General features: G+C 73.0%; 17 protein-coding genes and 1 pseudogene. 6 read left to right on the forward strand and 12 right to left on the reverse strand.

Annotation, left to right across the window (positions count from 1 at the left end; translation table 11 throughout):
* Positions 1-122: 122 nt before the first annotated feature.
* Positions 123-2,576 (reverse strand): NAD-dependent DNA ligase LigA, encoded by a 2,454-nt coding sequence (gene ligA / locus DMP17_RS40475; RefSeq protein WP_443217994.1) that lies wholly within the window; start codon positions 2,574-2,576, stop codon positions 123-125.
* Between the two features lie 108 nt (positions 2,577-2,684).
* On the opposite strand from ligA, the gene DMP17_RS40480 reads away from it, so the two are divergent.
* From DMP17_RS40480 to DMP17_RS40495, 4 genes are read left to right on the forward strand one after another with little or no spacing between them, the layout of a single operon-like run.
* On the forward strand, positions 2,685-3,068 hold the full coding sequence (locus tag DMP17_RS40480; RefSeq protein WP_226350185.1) for an ankyrin repeat domain-containing protein: 384 nt from the start codon (positions 2,685-2,687) through the stop codon (positions 3,066-3,068).
* A 3-nt stretch (positions 3,069-3,071) separates the two neighbouring features.
* Positions 3,072-3,470 carry a VOC family protein gene (locus tag DMP17_RS40485; RefSeq protein WP_226350184.1) on the forward strand — a complete coding sequence of 133 codons (399 nt, stop codon included), beginning with the start codon at positions 3,072-3,074 and terminating at the stop codon, positions 3,468-3,470.
* A 9-nt stretch (positions 3,471-3,479) separates the two neighbouring features.
* A complete protein-coding gene (locus tag DMP17_RS40490) occupies positions 3,480-5,111 on the forward strand; it encodes a peptide chain release factor 3 (protein ID WP_337832323.1) in 1,632 nt (543 codons plus the stop codon).
* 37 nt (positions 5,112-5,148) lie between these two features.
* A complete protein-coding gene (locus DMP17_RS40495; protein ID WP_337832798.1) occupies positions 5,149-5,970 on the forward strand; it encodes a DMT family transporter in 822 nt (273 codons plus the stop codon).
* Positions 5,971-5,975: 5 nt separating this feature from the next.
* Here DMP17_RS40495 and DMP17_RS40500 read toward each other — a convergent pair whose 3' ends face one another.
* The gene (locus DMP17_RS40500; RefSeq protein WP_226350182.1) at positions 5,976-6,482 is read right to left on the reverse strand and encodes a MarR family winged helix-turn-helix transcriptional regulator; all 507 of its coding nucleotides are present in this window, start codon (positions 6,480-6,482) and stop codon (positions 5,976-5,978) included.
* 66 nt (positions 6,483-6,548) lie between these two features.
* On the opposite strand from DMP17_RS40500, the gene DMP17_RS40505 reads away from it, so the two are divergent.
* Positions 6,549-7,100 carry an SRPBCC family protein gene (locus tag DMP17_RS40505; RefSeq protein WP_226367401.1) on the forward strand — a complete coding sequence of 184 codons (552 nt, stop codon included), beginning with the start codon at positions 6,549-6,551 and terminating at the stop codon, positions 7,098-7,100.
* A gap of 10 nt (positions 7,101-7,110) precedes the next feature.
* Here the strand turns inward: DMP17_RS40505 and DMP17_RS40510 are convergent, their stop codons facing one another.
* The 7 genes and pseudogenes from DMP17_RS40510 to DMP17_RS40545 form a co-directional block, all read right to left on the reverse strand.
* Positions 7,111-7,506, reverse strand: a complete 396-nt coding sequence (locus tag DMP17_RS40510) for a VOC family protein (protein WP_226350180.1) — start codon at positions 7,504-7,506, stop codon at positions 7,111-7,113.
* 115 nt (positions 7,507-7,621) lie between these two features.
* Entirely contained in the window at positions 7,622-8,281 is a 660-nt protein-coding gene (locus tag DMP17_RS40515; RefSeq protein WP_337832324.1) for an SDR family oxidoreductase, read from the reverse strand.
* Complete coding sequence (locus DMP17_RS40520; RefSeq protein WP_337832325.1) at positions 8,281-9,336, reverse strand: catalase family protein; 1,056 nt, start codon at positions 9,334-9,336, stop codon at positions 8,281-8,283. Before DMP17_RS40520 ends, DMP17_RS40515 begins: the two co-directional genes overlap by 1 nt.
* A 19-nt stretch (positions 9,337-9,355) precedes the next feature.
* Positions 9,356-10,057, reverse strand: coding sequence for an SDR family NAD(P)-dependent oxidoreductase (locus DMP17_RS40525; RefSeq protein ID WP_226350177.1), 702 nt, complete (start codon positions 10,055-10,057; stop codon positions 9,356-9,358).
* Between the two features lie 38 nt (positions 10,058-10,095).
* A complete protein-coding gene (locus tag DMP17_RS40530) occupies positions 10,096-10,647 on the reverse strand; it encodes a FumA C-terminus/TtdB family hydratase beta subunit (RefSeq protein ID WP_226350176.1) in 552 nt (183 codons plus the stop codon).
* Positions 10,644-11,488 (reverse strand): annotated as a pseudogene (locus DMP17_RS46580) (fumarate hydratase). Before DMP17_RS46580 ends, DMP17_RS40530 begins: the two are co-directional and overlap by 4 nt.
* A gap of 36 nt (positions 11,489-11,524) precedes the next feature.
* Complete coding sequence (locus DMP17_RS40545) at positions 11,525-11,971, reverse strand: hypothetical protein (protein WP_337832328.1); 447 nt, start codon at positions 11,969-11,971, stop codon at positions 11,525-11,527.
* A gap of 59 nt (positions 11,972-12,030) precedes the next feature.
* Here DMP17_RS40545 and DMP17_RS40550 point away from each other — a divergent pair, with 59 nt between their 5' ends.
* Positions 12,031-12,810, forward strand: coding sequence for an isocitrate lyase/PEP mutase family protein (locus tag DMP17_RS40550; protein ID WP_226367404.1), 780 nt, complete (start codon positions 12,031-12,033; stop codon positions 12,808-12,810).
* A 43-nt stretch (positions 12,811-12,853) separates the two neighbouring features.
* Here the strand turns inward: DMP17_RS40550 and DMP17_RS40555 are convergent, their stop codons facing one another.
* Genes DMP17_RS40555 through DMP17_RS40565 form a run of 3 tightly spaced genes read right to left on the reverse strand, consistent with a single transcriptional unit; the run spans position 12,854 to position 16,685 of the window.
* Positions 12,854-14,506 carry a GMC family oxidoreductase gene (locus tag DMP17_RS40555; RefSeq protein ID WP_226367405.1) on the reverse strand — a complete coding sequence of 551 codons (1,653 nt, stop codon included), beginning with the start codon at positions 14,504-14,506 and terminating at the stop codon, positions 12,854-12,856.
* Between the two features lie 10 nt (positions 14,507-14,516).
* Complete coding sequence (locus DMP17_RS40560; protein ID WP_226367406.1) at positions 14,517-15,146, reverse strand: gluconate 2-dehydrogenase subunit 3 family protein; 630 nt, start codon at positions 15,144-15,146, stop codon at positions 14,517-14,519.
* Between the two features lie 15 nt (positions 15,147-15,161).
* On the reverse strand, positions 15,162-16,685 hold the full coding sequence (locus tag DMP17_RS40565) for an aldehyde dehydrogenase family protein (protein WP_337832329.1): 1,524 nt from the start codon (positions 16,683-16,685) through the stop codon (positions 15,162-15,164).
* Between the last annotated feature and the right edge of the window lie 42 nt (positions 16,686-16,727).

The raw sequence follows: 16,727 nt of genomic DNA on the forward strand, positions 1-16,727 counted from the left end.
CGACGTCCGGCCGCCGGGCCGCGCCGGACGTCGAACACGCCCGGTGAGCGGTCGCTCACCGTCGGCGTGGCGCACGCCGAGTCGCCGGACGGGACGGACCGGCCGGGTGCCCGGACCGGCGGTCAGGCGTCGGCGGCCTGCTCGCGCGCCGCGTCGGGACCGCGGTCGAGCAGGACCGAGAACCCGGCCTCGTCCAGCACAGGCACCCCGAGCTCGACGGCCTTGTCGTACTTCGAGCCGGGTGCCTCCCCCGCGACGACGAACGCCGTCTTCTTCGACACCGACCCGGCCGCGCGCCCGCCGCGGGCCATGATCGCCTCCTTGGCCTCGTCGCGGGACCAGTTCTCCATCGAGCCGGTGATCACGATCGAGAGGCCCTCCAGGAAGCGGGGCACCGAGTCGTCGACCTCGTCCTCCATCGCGACGCCCGCCGCCCGCCACTTCTGCACGACCTCGCGGTGCCAGTCGACGGAGAACCAGTCCCGCACCGCCGCCGCGATGGTCGGGCCGACGCCGTCGACCCCGGCGATCGGGGCGAGCGCCTCGGCCACGGCCTTCGCCCGGGCGCGCGCGGCCGCCCGCTCCTGCTTCGCGGCCTCGACGGCCGCGGCGTCCGCCTCGTCGGCGTTCTCGTCGGCGTTCTCCGCGCCGTCCGCGCCCGCGGCGTCGTCCGCGCCCGCGGCGTCGTCCACGGCTTGTGGGGAGTCCGCGGCTTGCGGGGAGTCCGCCGCCCCGGCGGTGGCCGCCGCCTCCGCCTCCGCGGTCTCGACGTCGCCGGCCGCCTCGGCGGCGGCGCCCTCGGCCGTCGACGCCGCGGCCTCGGCCGCGGCGTCGTCCTCCCCCGCGGTCCCGTCGGAGACGATGGCGACCCCGGCCGCCTCGGTGTCCGCCTTCGCCTGCGCCGCGGCGCGTTCCAGGGCCTCCATCGAGCCGAACTCGCGGCCCAGCGCCTGCGCGGCGGTCGGCCCGACGTGGCGGATCGACAGACCCACCAGCACCCGCCACAGCGGCCGGTCCTTCGCCGCCTCCAGGTTCGTGAGCAGCTTGCGGCCGTTGACCGTCAGCTCGCCCTTCTGGTTGCGGAACAGCTCGGTCCGCAGCAGGTCGTCCTCGGTCAGGGCGAACACGTCACCCTCGTCGGTCAGCACGCCCGAGGTCAGCAGCGCCACGGCGGCCTCGTAGCCGAGCCCCTCGATGTCGAACGCGCCGCGGCCCGCGACGTGGAACAGCCGCTCCCGCAGCTGCGCCGGGCAGGAGCGGGCGTTCGGGCAGCGCCGGTCGACGTCGCCCGCCTTCTGCTGCACCAGCGCGGTGCCACACTCGGGACAGTGCGTCGGCATCACGAACTCGCGCTCGGAGCCGTCGCGCACGTCGGCCACCGGGCCCAGCACCTCGGGGATCACGTCGCCCGCCTTGCGGATGACCACCCGGTCGCCGATCAGCACGCCCTTGCGGCGCACCTCGTCAGCGTTGTGCAGGGTCGCCATCTCGACAGTGGACCCGGCGACCTTCACCGGCTCCATCACCGCGAACGGGGTGACCCGGCCGGTGCGCCCGACGTTGACCCGGATGTCGAGCAGCCGCGTGGTGGCCTGCTCCGGCGGGTACTTGTAGGCGATCGCCCAGCGCGGGAACCGGGAGGTCGCGCCGAGCCTGCGCTGCAGCGCCACCTCGTCGACCTTCACGACCACGCCGTCGATCTCGTGCTCGACGTCGTGCCGGTGCTCGCCCCAGTGCTCGACGTACTCGATCACTCGTCCGATGCCCTGCAGCACGGTCGTGCGCGGCGAGATCGGCAGGCCCCAGGCGACCAGCGCGTCGTAGGCGTGGGACTGGGTGTCGGGGGTGAACCCCTCCCGCTTGCCCAGGCCGTGGCAGATCAGCCGCAGGTTGCGCGAGCCGGTGACCCGCGGGTCCTTCTGGCGCAGCGAGCCGGCCGCGGTGTTGCGGGGGTTCGCGAACGGCTCCTTGCCGGCCTCGACCAGCGAGGCGTTGAGCCGCTCGAAGTCCTCCAGCCGGAAGTAGACCTCGCCCCGGACCTCGACGAGCCCCGGCACCGGGAACTCCTCGGTGCCGGTGAGCTGCTCGGGCACCTCGGCGAGGGTGCGCATGTTGAGCGTGATGTCCTCGCCGGTGCGCCCGTCGCCGCGGGTCAGGGCCCGGGTGAGCCGCCCGTCGGTGTAGAGCAGGTTCACCGCGAGCCCGTCGATCTTGAGCTCGCACAGGTAGTGGAGGTCCTCGCCCACCTCCTTCGTCACCCGCTCCTGCCAGGTGCGCAGGTCGTCGGGCGAGAAGGCGTTGTCCAGCGACAGCATCCGCTCGAGGTGGTCGTACGCGGTGAAGTCGGTGGAGAACGTGCCGCCGACGCGCTGGCTCGGCGAGTCCGGCGTGACCAGCTCGGGGTGTGCCTCCTCCAGCGCGAGCAGCTCGTGCCACAGCTCGTCGAACTGGCCGTCGGAGACGACCGGCGCGTCCAGCACGTAGTACCGGAACTGGTGGTCGGCCACCTCGGCCGCCAGCTGCGCGTGGCGCTCGCGGGCCTGCGGGGCGTCGGACTGGGAACTCACGACGCGCAGGTTAGCGGCGACCCCCGACAGCCACCCGTCGCCGAGGGCTCCCGGACGGGTGGCGGGCCGGGTCCGGCGGCCCGGCGCGGCGGCCGCGGTGCCCCTACCGTGGTGGGGGTGGACCAGGCGGCCGTGGAACTCGCGCACCGGATGTTCGACCTCGCCCGCGAGGGCGCGGCGGAGCACCTGGGCGCCTACCTCGATGCCGGCGTCCCGGTCGGCCTGACCGATCCCAAGGGCGACACCCTGCTGATCCTCGCCGCCTACTACGGCCACGACGCCGTCGTCGCCGACCTGCTGGCCCGCGGCGCGGAGCCGGACCACACCAACGACCGCGGCCAGACCGCGCTCGCCGCCGCGCTGTTCGCCCGGTCGGCGCCGTCGGTGACCGCACTGCTCGCCGCGGGCGCCGACCCGCACCACGGCAGCCCGTCGGCGTGGGCGACCGTCGAGCACTTCGACCTGCCCGACATGCGGGCCCTGCTGGAAGCGGGGGCCTGAGCCGTGCTGCGGCTCGGGTTCCCGGTCGTCGGCGTCGCCGACCTCGACCGTGCCGCCGCGTTCTGGACCGCCGCGCTGCACCTGCGCGTCTCCGACGAGTGGTCGAGCCCGTCCTGGCGCACCCTGACCGGCCCCGGCGGCGACCGGGTGCTCGGCCTGATGCACAGCGCGTCGCCGCCCGAGCCGCGGCCCCGGCTCCACCTGGACCTCCTGGTCGACACCACCGGCGAGCAGGACGCCGAGGTGGCGCGGCTGAGATCGCTGGGCGCGACCCGGCCGGCCTGGGACGGCTACCCCGCCGAGCCCGACTTCGTCGTCCTCGCCGACCCCGACGGCAACGTGTTCTGCGTGGTCGACCTGAGCCGGGCGCCGTCGTCGGGGACTGTCGGTGGCGGCGCCTAGAATGCGGGTGTGAGCACCACCGAGAGCGACGCCCGGCAGCCCGGATCCGCCACCGACGCACGCGTCGTCGGCGAGACCGCCCGCCGGCGGACGTTCGCGGTGATCTCCCACCCCGACGCGGGCAAGTCGACGCTGACCGAGGCGCTGGCGCTGCACGCGGAGGTCATCGACTCCGCCGGTGCGGTGCACGGCAAGTCCGGCCGCAAGGGCGTCACCTCGGACTGGATGGAGATGGAGCGCGCCCGCGGCATCTCGGTGTCCTCGGCGGTGCTGCAGTTCGCCTACCGCGACTGCGTGATCAACCTGCTCGACACCCCCGGCCACGGTGACTTCTCCGAGGACACCTACCGGGTGCTCGCCGCCGTCGACGCCGCGGTGATGCTGCTCGACGCCGCGAAGGGCCTCGAGCCGCAGACCCTCAAGCTCTTCGACGTCTGCCGCTCGCGCGGCGTCCCGATCGTCACCTTCGTCAACAAGTGGGACCGGCCCGGCCGCGAGGCCCTGGAGCTGCTCGACGAGGTCGAGCAGACCATCGGATTGCGCCCGATGCCGCTGACCTGGCCGCTGGGCATCGCCGGCCAGTTCAAGGGGCTCATCGAGCGCACCACCGGCGAGTACACCGCATTCACCCGCGCCGCGGGCGGCGCGACCAAGGCCACCGCGCAGGTCGTCGACGCCGAGACGATCGCCGCGCAGGAGCCGGAGTACTGGCAGAACGCGCAGGACGAGCTGGGCCTGCTCGACGAGATCGGCGCCGGGTTCGACGAGGAGGGCTTCCGCTCCGGCAAGGCCACCCCGGTGCTGTTCGGGTCGGCGCTGTCGAACATCGGCGTCGCCCGGCTGCTCGACTCGCTGGTCGACCTGGCCCCGCCGCCCGCCCCCCGCCCGGACGTGAAGGGCGACGACCGCCCGCTCGAGGCGCCCACCTCCGGACTGATCTTCAAGGTCCAGGCCGGCATGGACAAGGCGCACCGCGACCGGATGGCGTTCCTGCGGATCTGCTCGGGCCGGTTCGAGCGCGGCATGGTGCTCACCCACGCCGCGACCGGAAAGCCCTTCGCCACCAAGTACGCCCAGTCGGTGTTCGGCGCCGAGCGCAGGACCGTCGAGGAGGCCTTCCCCGGCGACATCGTCGGCCTGGTCAACGCCACCGCCCTGCGCCCCGGCGACACGCTCTACGCCGCCGACCCGGTCGAGTTCCCCTCGATCCCGGCGTTCGCCCCCGAGCACTTCGCGGTGATCCGCGCGAAGGACGCGGGCAAGTACAAGCAGTTCCGCAAGGGGATCGAGCAGCTCGGCAACGAGGCGGTCATCCAGATCCTGCGCTCGGACCTGCGCGGTGACCAGGCGCCGGTGCTGGCGGCGGTCGGGCCACTGCAGTTCGACGTCGTCACCACGCGCCTGGAGACCGAGTTCAACGCCCCGGTCACCCTCGACCGGCTGCCGTACCAGATCGCGCGCCTGGTCGACGCCGAGGCGGTCGAGAAGCTGGCCGGGCAGTCCGAGTGCGAGGTCCTGCGCCGCGACGCCGACGGCGAGCACCTCGCGCTGTTCACCAACAAGTGGCGGATGGACATCATCCAGCGCAAGTTCCCGGACATGCGGTTCGAGGCCATGCCCGCCGGGTCCTCGATCTCCTGATCCGCTGAACACCGTCGCCGCGATCGGCGCCGCGCTGCTGTCGGCGCTGCTCTTCGCGCTCGCCGCCGTCGCCCAGCAGACCTCGGCGGCGGCGGACCCGCACGACCGGGGGCTGCGGATGCTGGCGCGGCTGGTCCGCGACCCGCGCTGGCTGGCCGGGTCGCTGGGTGACACGGCGGCGTTCGCGATGCAGGCCGTCGCGCTCGGGTTCGGGTCGCTGCTGCTGGTGCAGCCGATCATCGTGACCCAGCTGGTGTTCGCGCTGCCGCTGGCCGCGCGCTGGGCCGGGCGACGACCGTCGCGCGCCGAGCTGACCTGGGCGACGGTGCTGGTCGTGGCGCTGGTGCTGTTCGTGACCGTCGGTGAGCCGACCGCGGGGGTGGACCGGGCCGGGCTCGCGGCGTGGGCGCCGACGGGGTCGGTGCTGCTGGTGCTGTTCGCCGCCTGTCTGCTCGCGGCCCGGGTGACGACCGGGACGCCGCGGGCGCTGCTGCTCGCCGCCGCGACCGGTATCGCCTACGGCGTCGTCGCGGCGCTCACCCTCGGCGTGGTGGACACGCTGTCCGACGGGCTGGTCGCGCTGCTGACCTCGTGGGAGACGTGGGTGCTGGTCGTCGCCGTCGTCGGGGGGACGCTGCTGCAGCAGTCCGCCTTCCAGGCCGGCGCGCTGGGGGCGTCGCTGCCGGCGGTGGTCGTCGGGGAGCCGGTCGTGGCGGCCGTGGTCGGTGTGACCGTGCTGGACGAGCGGCTCGACACCGGCGGGGCCGGGTGGCTGCTCGTCGGTGTGCTGGTGGTGGTGCTGGTGGTCGCCACGATCGCGCTGGCCCGGGCGTCGGCGCGGACCGGCAACCGGGTCTGAGCCGCTCAGCCGGTCTCGAGCCCCGCGAGAAGCGCACGCAGCAGGTCGTCGAAAGCGACGCGGTCCGCCGGGCCGAGGGCGGCGAGCATGTCCCGCTCGTTCGCCACGTGCTCGGTGACCAGGCGGTCCACCAGGTCCCGCCCGCCGTCGGTGAGCGTGACCAGGATGCTGCGCCGGTTCTCCGGGTCGAGCCGTCGCTCGACGTGGCCGAGGTCGTCGAGGCGGTCGAGGCGGTGCGTCATCGCGGCCGGGGACAGCATCAGGGTCCGGCTGAGCTGCGACGGGGTCAGCGTGTACGGCGTTCCGGCCCGCCGCAGTGCGGCGAGCACGTCGAACTCGCCGGTGCGCAGGCCGTGCCCGGCGAACACCCGCTCGACGCGTGGCGCGGCGAGCGCCGCGATGCGGCCGAGCCGCCCGATCGTCGCCATCGCGGCCAGGCCGTCGCCGTCCAGGTCCGGGCGCTCCCGGCGCCACTGGTCCACCAGGTCGTCGACGGCGTCGTGATCGGGCACCGGCCGATGGTAGGTCGACGTCGAAAACACTGGAGCTTAATATTTCGATATCGTACTGTTTATAGCATGAATAATCTCACCGTCGCCGCCGAGACCATCGTCGACGCCCCGGCCGCCGAGACCTGGGCCGTTCTCGCCGACTACGCCCGCGACGTGCAGTGGCGCACGGGAGTGCGGCGGATGACCCCCACCCCCGAGGGCCCGGTCCGCGCGGGCACGACGACACACGAGGTGCTGGGCACGGCCGGTCGCACCACGCGCAACGACGGCCTGGTCACCGAGGTCGTCGCCGGGCGCCGGTTCGCGTGGCGCACGACGGCGGGCGTCGACGCCGACGGGACGCGCGAGGTCGTCCCCCTCGGCGGCGACGCCTGCCGGGTCCGGCTGACGCTGCGGGTCCGGCCACCCGGCGTGCTGCGCCTGGTGCCGGGGCCGCTGCGGTGGATGCTCGCCCGCACCCTCCGGTCCGATCTCGCCCGGCTGCGCGTCCTCGTCGAGCTGGGCGGGACCGACCCGGAGCAGACGGACGGCGCCGACCTGACCGGGAGCGGGTTCACCGGCCCGGAGGGTCGCGACGACCGGCGCGACGGCCCCGGGCTGCTCGGCCTGCTCCGCTGACCGGTACGGGTCAGGAGGCGAGGACGAAGAACTCCAGGGCGTTGCCGTCCGGGTCCTTGAAGGACAGCGCGAGCCCGTAGTCGGCCTCGACGATCCCGTCGTGGGCGATGCCGACGGAGTCGAGGTGGTCACGCCACTGCTCGATCTCGCCGCGGTCGGCGACACCGAACCCGACGTGGTCCATACCCGGCCGGTTCGGCGCGAACGTGTCGCCGGTGTCGACCGAGTCGTGCCGGGTCAGGCCGAGCAGCTGGCCCGACGGGAGCGCGAACACACGCCGGTGGAACGGGCCGTCCGACAGGGTCATCGCCGGCTCGGCGCCGATCAGCTTCGTGTACCAGGGCTCGCTGGCGTCCAGGTCGGTGACCGACAGGGCGAGGTGGTGGATGGCGGGGAACTCGGGCACGGGACGACCTCCGGATCGCATGGCGGGACGTGCATGTCCGGGGTTCCCGTTCCGCCCGATGATCAATCGTGCACTACCGGTCTACGTCGCGGCCGGGCGGGCGGGGTGCTGCGGGTCAGCCCGCGGCGTCGGCGGGGTCGCCGAAGCGGGTGTCGAGCGGCCAGGCCCCGGCGGGCAGCCGGTGCAGCCGGGCGTAGTGCTCGGCGATGTCGTCCGGGTCGTAGGCGGTGCCCGGCGCGACCGGGCCGCACACGGTGACGGTCGCCGACCGCACGCCGCGCGGGCCGAACTCGGCGTCGAGCAGCTCGGCCAGCGCACGCAGCCCGGCCTTGCCCAGCGACAGGCTCGTCAGCTGCGGCAGCGGGTGCGGCATGCCGGCCGTCATCAGGTAGCTGCCGCCGTCGCGGTCGGCCATCGCTGGGAGCAGGGCCGCGGCGGTGGTCACCGCGCCGCCGACGTTGACCGCGTACGTGTGGAGCAGCGTCGCCGCGTCGAGCCCGGTGACGGTGTCGGTGCGGATCACCCCGGCGTTGTAGACGACGACCTCGGGCACCCCGAGCCGCGCGACCAGCTCGTCGAGCGCGGCGCGCAGTGCCGCCTCGTCGGCGACGTCGGCGGTGACACCGGCCGCGCCGTCGGGCAGGTCCGTGAGCAGGGCGTCCACGGTGGGCGACGAGCGGGCGAGCACCCCGACCGGATGCCCGGACCCGGCGAAGCGTCGGGCGACCGAGCGGCCGATGCCCGGCCCCGCGCCGACGACGAACACGGCGGCCATCAGTCGGGCAGTTCCGAGACGGACCGCATCTCGGTCACCGCGACCGCGTTCATGTCGCCCCGCTGCGCACCGAGCTCCTGGTAGGCGCGACGGCGGAGCCGGTTGACCGATCCCAGCGGGCGGTGCGCGGCGAGTCCGTGCCACGGCCGGAACGCGAGCCGGTCGTCGGCGAACACCCGGCGTTGCGGCGAGTACGCGTGCTGCGGCCGGAACCTCAGCGTCGCGACGGTGACGTAGGGCGACAGGTCCTGCGGCCAGTCGACCGCGGCGTCCTCCACGGGCATCGCGTCGGCGTCGGTGCGCAGCTGCACCCGGACGTCGAACACGGTGTCGCGGGTGGAGGTCCACTCCTCGACCAGGCTCTGGAGCACGCCGCGGGAGTCGTCGTCGCCGATCTCACGGGACGCGAGACCCTCCTGCTCCGGCGTGCCCGGGTACAGACCGATCTTGGCGACGTAGTCGCCGTGGCGGAACACGCCCTGGGTGTAGTACGCGTGCGCCAGCGGGTGGATGTTCGCGAGCCGACCGAAGGCGCCGAGCTCATGGGCGTCGGGTCGCTGTGCGACCTCCTCGTCGATCTTCTCGGGCTCGGAGAAGTGTCGCTCGCGGATCTCGGTGATCTCCATGAACTTCTTCGCCGTGCCCGGTGGCAGCACGGGCAGGGTGTTGAACAGCAGGTCGTGCACCCGGTGGTCCGGGTCGGACGGGTGCAGGGTCTCGCCCCGGACGTCGAAGACCTTGAGGGAGAACCCGCGCGCGTTGGGCTGCCGGTCGTCGTCGAGCTGGCCGGTCTCGGTCGCGATCCGGGCGACGGCGTCGTACTCGCCGGGGGTCGCGAACAGGCCCTGGGCCAGCTCGGCCGGCAGGTCGCGGTGTACCTGCAGGGTCCCGCGGAGCACGCCGTGGCTCTTGGCGTGCGTCGCGCGGTACCCGTGGCGGTGCAGGTCGAAGGTCATCGCGTTGGTGCGGAGCAGGGAGTCGATGCAGCGCCGGATGTGCTCGTCCTCGTCCGGCTGGAGCTGTTCGACGGCGTCGGTGTAGGGGATCGGTGGCACACCACCGATGTACCCGGGATCAGGTCGTCCATCCCCCCGACACCGGCACGATCTGCCCGGCCATGAAGTCGCTGGCCGCCGACGCCAGCGCCAGCGCGAGCTCTGCGGCCTCGCGCCCCTCCCCGAGGCGCCCGGCCGGGATCTGTGCCTCGAACGACCCGCGGACCTCGTCGTCGTCGAGCATCTCGTCGGTGTAGTACATGTTGTTGCGCACGTGCGCGGGGCCCAGCCCGTTCACCTGCACGTTGAAGGGCGCGGCCTCGGCTCCGACGACCTGCAGGAACGCGTTCTGAGCGCCGCGCGCAGCGGAGTAGACGGCCAGCCCCGGGATGGCCCGCAGCGGGGTCGCGCTCGTCGCGGCGACGATCTTGCCCGACCGTCGCGCGGTCATCGCGGGCAGCGCCGCCCGCACGATCCGCAGCAGCGGCCAGACGAGCTCGTCGAGGTAGTCCTGGAACTCGGCGTCGGTGAACTCGCGGACGTCGCCGATCATGTCGGTGACGGGCATCCGGGCGGGCGGTCCGGCGAAGTTGGCGACGAGCACGTCGATCTCACCGGCGTCGGCGACGACGCGGGGCGCCACGTCCGGGCCGGTCGTGTAGTCGGTGGTGTCGGCGACGACGTCCGCGCCCTCGGCGCGGAACAGCTCCACCACCGGGGGTCCGATGTAGCGGTCGGCGTGGGTGACGAGCACCCGCTTGCCCTCGAGGCGTCCGGTCATGATCCTGATCGTCCCGTTCGTGACGGGGTGCCGCATCTTTAGCGGTCGCGCCGCCAGCGGGCCGGTCCGTCGTCGTAGAGGTCCCCGCCGTGCAGGTCGTCGACCACGAGCACCGGGAAGTCGCGGACCTCCAGCCGCCGGACCGCCTCGGTCCCCAGGTCGTCGTAGGCGATCACCTCGGCCGCGGTGACGCACTGCGACAGCAGCGCCGCGGTCCCCTCGACCGCTCCGAAGTAGACGCAACCGTGCTCGCGCATCGAGGCCTTCACCTCGGCCGAGCGCCGTCCCTTGCCGATCATGCCGCGCAGACCCCGCTCGATCAGCAGCGGTGAGTACGGGTCGCAGCGCGACGCCGTCGTCGGTCCTGCGGAGCCGATCGGGTGGCCGGGGCGGGCCGGGGTGGGGCCGACGAAGTAGATCGTGGCGCCGTCGACGTCGACCGGGAGCGGCTCCCCCGCCCGGATCGCCTCGGCGAACCGGGCGTGCGCGGCGTCGCGCGCGGTCAGCATCTCGCCGGTGAGCAGCACGGAGTCCCCGGCCCGCAGGTCGCCGAGCACGTCGTGGTCCAGCGGCAGGTCGAGGTGCTTCACAGGGTCACCTCCCGGACGCGGTGCGAGTGGCAGTCGAGGTTGATCGCGACCGGGAACGCCGCGATGTGCGTCGGGTACGCCTCGATGTGCACCGACAGCGCGGTCACCGTGCCGCCGAAGCCGGCCGGGCCGATCCCGGTGGCGTTGACGGCGTCGAGGATCTCCCGTTCCAGGTCGGCGATCGCCGGATCCGGCGACGGCGACCCGGTCGGGTCGCGGGTCAGCGCCCGCTTGGCGAGGACCGCGGCCCGGTCGAACGTGCCGCCCATGCCGATCCCGATCGTCACCGGAGGCGACGCCGACGGTCCGGCCCGCTCGACCGTCTCCACCACGAAGTCGGTCATGCCGCCGACGCCCGCGGCCGGCGTGAGCATCCGCAGCGCGCTCATGTTGTCGCAGCCGGCCCCTTGACCAGCAGGGTCAGCCGGACGCCGTCGCCCTCGACGAGGTCGTAGTGCACCATCGCCGGGGTGTTGTCACCGGTGTCGGTGCGGTCCACCGGCGACCGGACCAGCGAGGCGCGCAGGTACCCCTCGCGGTAGCCGGCGGCGACGCCGCGGTCGATCGCCGCCGCCAGCGAACCCCCGGAGAAGTGCACGTCCTGCCCGAACTCCAGGAAGCAGACCGCGTAGCCGGTGTCCTGGCAGAACGCGATGCGCTCGCGAGCGGAGACCTCGGCGTTGGCGAGCAGCCGGTCGAGCACCTCGCGCCCGGTCGGGGACTCCTCGACGTCCCGCGCGCGGCGCAGCGCGGCCAGGTGGTCCGCGCGCAGCTCGTGGTTGGCCTCGACGCACAGGCGTCGCACGGTGTCGGCCACGACGCCGACGTCGATGTCCCGCATCCCGCCATGATCGGGCCGGTCGGCCGGCCCCGCAGATCAGGGCGTGTGGCAGACGTCCGGCGCACAGGCCGGTGTGGTGTCGGTGCCGTCGATCGGGGCGGGCCCCGGCCCGGTGACGGCGAGGATCACGAACGCGGCCAGCCAGATCAGCCCGCCGGCCAGCCCGGCCACCGACAGTCCTGCGGCAGAGATCGCGGTGCGGGACCGGCCCGGGCAGGCGCGGACCGCGCCCAGCGTGCCGAGCACCAGACCCCCGACGGTCAGGACCACCCCGGCGGAGGCGAGTGCGAGACCGGCGACGGTCAGCGGCGACACCGCGGACAGCGCGATCGCGACGGCGACGAACACCGAGCCCAGCGCTCCCAGTACGAGCGCGGACGACCCGAGGCCACCCCGCGGGGTGGTCGGGTGTCGGGTGTCGGACCGGTCTCGGAGCACGGCACCAGAATCGGGGTCGGACGGCCCCACCGCTGTCAGGGACACGACAGATCCTCAGTTCTGGGTACGCGGCGGGCTCCCCGGAACCGTCCTACGGTGGCCGCATGACCTCCACCGCCGAGAAGGCCACGAAGCTGCAGGAGCTGCACGCCGCGTCCGAGCTGCTGCTCGTCGTCAACGTCTGGGACGCGATCACCGCGAAGGTCGTCGCCGAGACGCCGGGCACGAAGGCCCTGGCCACCGCCAGCCACGGCATCGCCGCCTCCCGCGGCTACGAGGACGGCGAGAACATCCCGCGCGACCTCATGATCGCCGAGGTCGGGCTGATCGCGAAGGTCGCGGGCGACCTGCCGGTCACCGCGGACCTGGAGGCCGGCTACGGCGACCCGGGCGGCACCGTGGCCCGCGCGATCGACGTCGGCATCGTCGGGGCGAACCTGGAGGACCAGGTCAAGCCGCTCGCCGACGCCGTGAAGGCGGTCGAGGCGGCCGTCGCCGCGGCGGAGTCGGCGGGCGTGGACTTCGTGCTGAACGCCCGGACCGACGCGTTCCTCAAGGCGGGCGACAAGGACCCCGAGGCCGTACTGGCCGACGCGATCGAGCGCGGGAAGGCCTATCTCGACGCCGGCGCGTCGAACTTCTTCGTGCCCGGCAAGCTCGACGAGACCCAGGTCGGACGCCTGGTCGAGGCGCTCGGCGAGCGCAGGGTCAACCTGATCGGCATCCCCGGGTCGATCCCGCTGAAGACCGCGCAGGAGCTGGGCGTCGCCCGCGTGTCCTACGGGCCGTGGAGCCAGAACGTGGCGCTGACCGCGCTGGCGGGCCTCGCCGAGGACGTCTACGCCGGCGGCGGTCTGCCCGAGGGCACCCGCAAGCTGAACTGAGCGGCACCGGGCCGGCGCCACGCGGCGCCGGCCCGGCCCGGCCTCACATGTCCGGCGCGTCCGCGTTGGACGGTGTCGTCGTCTGGGCGACGATCGCGTCCCAGTTGCGCAGGATGTACTCGCCCGTCCGCTGGGACAGCGCGCCGATGGTGCTCGTCGGGTTGACCGCGGCCCCGGTGGTGAGGGTGCTGCCGTCGCAGACGAACAGGTTCGGCACGTCCCAGGTCTGGCACCACTTGTTGAGCACCGAGTCGCCGGGGTTGTTCCCCATCCGGCAGGTGCCCATGAGGTGCCAGGCCGGCGGCGGGTAGAGCACGCCGGTGTCGTTGGTCTCCACCGCCCCGACCGCCCGCGTGGCCTCGAAGATCTTGTCGATCCCGTACTCCGCGAGCGCGATGTCGTTGGCGTGCAGCTCGTAGTTCACGTGTGCCGCGGGCAGGCCCGAGCTGTCGGTCACGTCGTGGTTCAACGTCACCGTGTTCGTCTCCACCGGCAGGTCCTCACCGAACATGAAGACCATCAGGTGGTTGGCGAAGTGGCCGTCGAAGAACTCGCGGTGCCGCTCGCCCCACGGTGCGGTGTAGCCGGTGTGCGTGCCCATCGCGGCGTAGGCCGGCCCGAAGCTGCGCGCCACCTGCATGCCGAAGCCGTTGACGAATCCCCTGCTCACGTCGGTGTGGTAGAACTCGTGGCTGTACAGGGGCGCGCCGAAGCTGCCCTTGTAGCCCTCGATGGGCTCGTCGAACCACGAGTCGCAGAACGCGAAGACGTGGTGCATCAGGTACTTGCCGACGATGCCGTTGGAGTTCGCCAGCCCGTCCGGATGCCCCTTCTGCGCGCTCTGCAGCAGCAGCCGCGGCGACCCGATCCCGTTGGCCGCGAGCACCACGATCTTCGCCCGGATCTCGTGCCGGTCGCCGGTGTCGCGGTCGATGTAGGTCGCCCCGGTGGCCTTCCCGTTCGCGGCGTTGATCTGCTCGACGCGGGCCATCGTGCGCAGGTCCGCGCCGTGCCGGATCGCATAGGGCCAGTGCGCGTTGGACGGGGTGGACAGCGACCCGGTCGGTGAGCCGGACAGCTCGTTGCCCATAGCCTGGTCGGCCTGCCGGTTCTCCCGGTCCCGCGTGATGATCGCGTTGTCCGACGGCCACCAGTGCCAGCCCAGGTCGCGCGAGGCCTTCGCGTACTTGAGCCCGAGCTTGCCGGGCAGCACCTCCGGGTCACGGACGGCCTGCTTGCGGTCCGGGTAGGACGGGTCACCGATGCGGCCGGAGATGCCGTAGATCTCGTCGTTCTCGTCGTAGAACGGGGCGAGGTCCTCGTAGCTGATCGGCCAGTCGATCGTGCCCTCGAGGCCGTGCTCGGTGCCCTTGCGGAAGTCGACGGGCTTGTAGCGGGGCCAGTGGCCCGCGTAGTGCATCGTCGAGCCGCCGACGTTGTTCATCATGTACGGCGTCGTGACGCCGGTGACCGGGTAGTCCTCGGGCAGCTGCCGGACGTTGGGGTCGTAGGCCCAGCCGCGCTGCTTCTCCAGCTCCCACTCGTCGTGGTAGTGCGGGTGGTCGCTCGGGGTGACCCACGGCCCCTGCTCCAGGCAGGTCACCTTCACCCCGGCCTTCGCGAGCTTCAGCGCGATCCCGGCCCCGCCGGGGCCCGCACCGATGATCAGGACGTCGGTCTCCTCGTAGGCAGCCATGACGTACTCCTCACTTGGTCCAGGACAGCTGGGACAGGTCGACGCGCACGACGTCGTCGGTCTCGAGGTAGGAGCCGTGCTCCTGGGCCTGCGTGAGCAGGTCCTCGTCCCAGGGCTCGGTGGTCTGCAGGTAGCCGTAGGGCAGCGGCGGGCCGTGGTAGTCGCGCCCGGCGGGCAGGTTGCGGTTGATCGCCAGCGTCACGACGGGCCGGGAGTAGTAGCCGTAGTAGACGAGTGCGCGCAGCTGCTCGAACAGCGGGTCCTCGGCCTTCTCCAGCGCGGCGACCGCCTCGGTGCGGGCGACGACGTCACCGTCCACGAAGGACTGCCCGAGCCGGTCGAGACCGGCCTTGAACGCGTCCTCCTCGGCGAACGGGAAGTGCTTGTTGCGGTACCCGGACGGCGTGACGTAGCGGCCGACGAAGGTCACGAGGTCGACCTCGCTCGCGGTCGGCCACGCCGGGTCCGGCGGGATGAGGGTGTCGGCGACGGCGTTCAGCACCGCGGTCTGGGTCCCGTCGAACCGGATCGGGTTCAGCAGGCCGCCGATCCGCGGGCGGCCGCTCTCGAAGAACCCGCCGGCCTCGCCCGGGTTCGCGGTCTCCGCCGGTGCTCCGAAGGGAGCAGGTGCGTCGTTCATCGTGGGTCTCCTCTCCTACAGCGGGGCGCCGGCCCAGTCGCTGCCGGCGCGCAGCGACGGGTCGAGGTTGACGCTGACGTGCTTGACCTGGGTGTATCCGTGGACGGCCTCGAGCCCCTCCTCGCGCCCGGTGCCGGACTGCTTGTGCCCGCCGTGCGGGGTCATCGGCAGCTCGCCGAACCAGTCGTTGATCATCACGCCGCCGACCTGGAGCCGGCGGGCCGTGGAGAGCAGCCGCTTGATGTCGCTGCCGAGCAGCACCGCGAACAGGCCGTAGATCGAGTCGTTGGCCGCCTCGACGAGCTCGTCCTCGGTGGTCCAGGTGTGCACCGAGGCGACCGGGCCGAAGATCTCCTCGCGGGCGATCCGGGCGTCGTGGGCGACGTCGACGAAGACCGTCGGTTCCACGAAGTAGCCGCCCTCGGGCGCTCCGGCGGGGCGGCCGCCGCCGCAGTGCAGGGTGCCCTCGGTCTTGCCGATCTCGATGTAGTCCCGGACGCGGTCGTACTGCTTCTGCGAGACGAGTGGCCCCATCTGGGTGCCCTCGGCGAAGCCGTCACCGACCTGCGTCTGCTCCAGGCGGGTGGTGAGCTTCGCCAGGAACTCGTCGCGCACGTCGGCGTGCACGAACAGCCGGGTCCCGGCGACGCAGACCTGCCCGGTGTGCGAGCAGAACCCCTGCACGGCGGCCTCGACGGCGTCGTCGAGGTCGGCGTCGGGGAACACGATCGTCGGGGACTTGCCGCCGAGCTCCAGGTTGACCTGCGCGACGTGGTCGGCGGCGAGCTTGGCGACGGTCTTCCCGGTCTCGGTGGAGCCGGTGAAGGTGATGCCCGCGACGTCGGGGTGCGCGGCCAGCGAGGCGCCGGCCTCGGTGCCGTAGCCGGTGACGACGTTGAACACGCCGTCCGGGAAGCCCGCCTCCTTGACCAGCTCGGCGAACTTGAGCGCCGACAGCGAGGTGTCCTCGGCCGGCTTCACCACGCAGGTGTTGCCGAGCGCCAGCGCCGGGGCGCAGGACCGGACCATGATCAGCAGCGGGTAGTTCCACGGCACGATGTGCGCGGTCACGCCGAGCGGCTCGAGCAGGGTGAACGACAGCTTGTTGCCGGGCACCTCGATGGTGCGCCCGCCGACCTTGTCGGCCAGGCTCGCCCAGTAGTCGAGCCACAGCGGGATGGCGCCCATGAGCTCGCTCGCCTTGGCGAGGTAGTGCCCGGAGTCGAGTGCCTCCAGCCGGGCGAGCTCGTCGGCGTGCTCGGTGACCAGCGCCGCGAGGTTGCGCAGCAGCGCGGCGCGGGCGATCGCGTCGGTGAACTGCCACTCGACGGCGACCCGCTTCGCCGCCGCGACGGCGCGGTCGACGTCGGTGCCGTCGGCGCGCGGGACCTCGGCGATGGTGCGGCCGGTGTTCGGGTCGACGGTCGGGAAGGTCGCGCCGGCCGCGGCCGGGACGAACTCGCCGTCGACGAACATCGCCACCTGGTCGGCGGTGCGGGCGTCGCTGTCGAGGGTCAGTGCGTGGGTGGTGACGGACATGCTCGGTGGCCTCCTTGCCACGGGGGTACAGGGATCGCCTGT

It is taken from the genome of Pseudonocardia sp. TMWB2A (assembly GCF_017312135.1).

Coding starts and splice junctions, on each gene's coding strand:
- DMP17_RS40515 (WP_337832324.1), bottom strand. CDS start 8,281: ATGGCCGCCGTGTTCGTCGTCGGCGCGGGGCCGGGCATCGGCCGCTCG.
- DMP17_RS40565 (WP_337832329.1), bottom strand. CDS start 16,685: ATGTCCGTCACCACCCACGCACTGACCCTCGACAGCGACGCCCGCACC.
- DMP17_RS40550 (WP_226367404.1), top strand. CDS start 12,031: ATGACCTCCACCGCCGAGAAGGCCACGAAGCTGCAGGAGCTGCACGCC.
- DMP17_RS40505 (WP_226367401.1), top strand. CDS start 6,549: ATGAATAATCTCACCGTCGCCGCCGAGACCATCGTCGACGCCCCGGCC.
- DMP17_RS40525 (WP_226350177.1), bottom strand. CDS start 10,057: ATGACCGGACGCCTCGAGGGCAAGCGGGTGCTCGTCACCCACGCCGAC.
- DMP17_RS40555 (WP_226367405.1), bottom strand. CDS start 14,506: ATGGCTGCCTACGAGGAGACCGACGTCCTGATCATCGGTGCGGGCCCC.
- DMP17_RS40560 (WP_226367406.1), bottom strand. CDS start 15,146: ATGAACGACGCACCTGCTCCCTTCGGAGCACCGGCGGAGACCGCGAAC.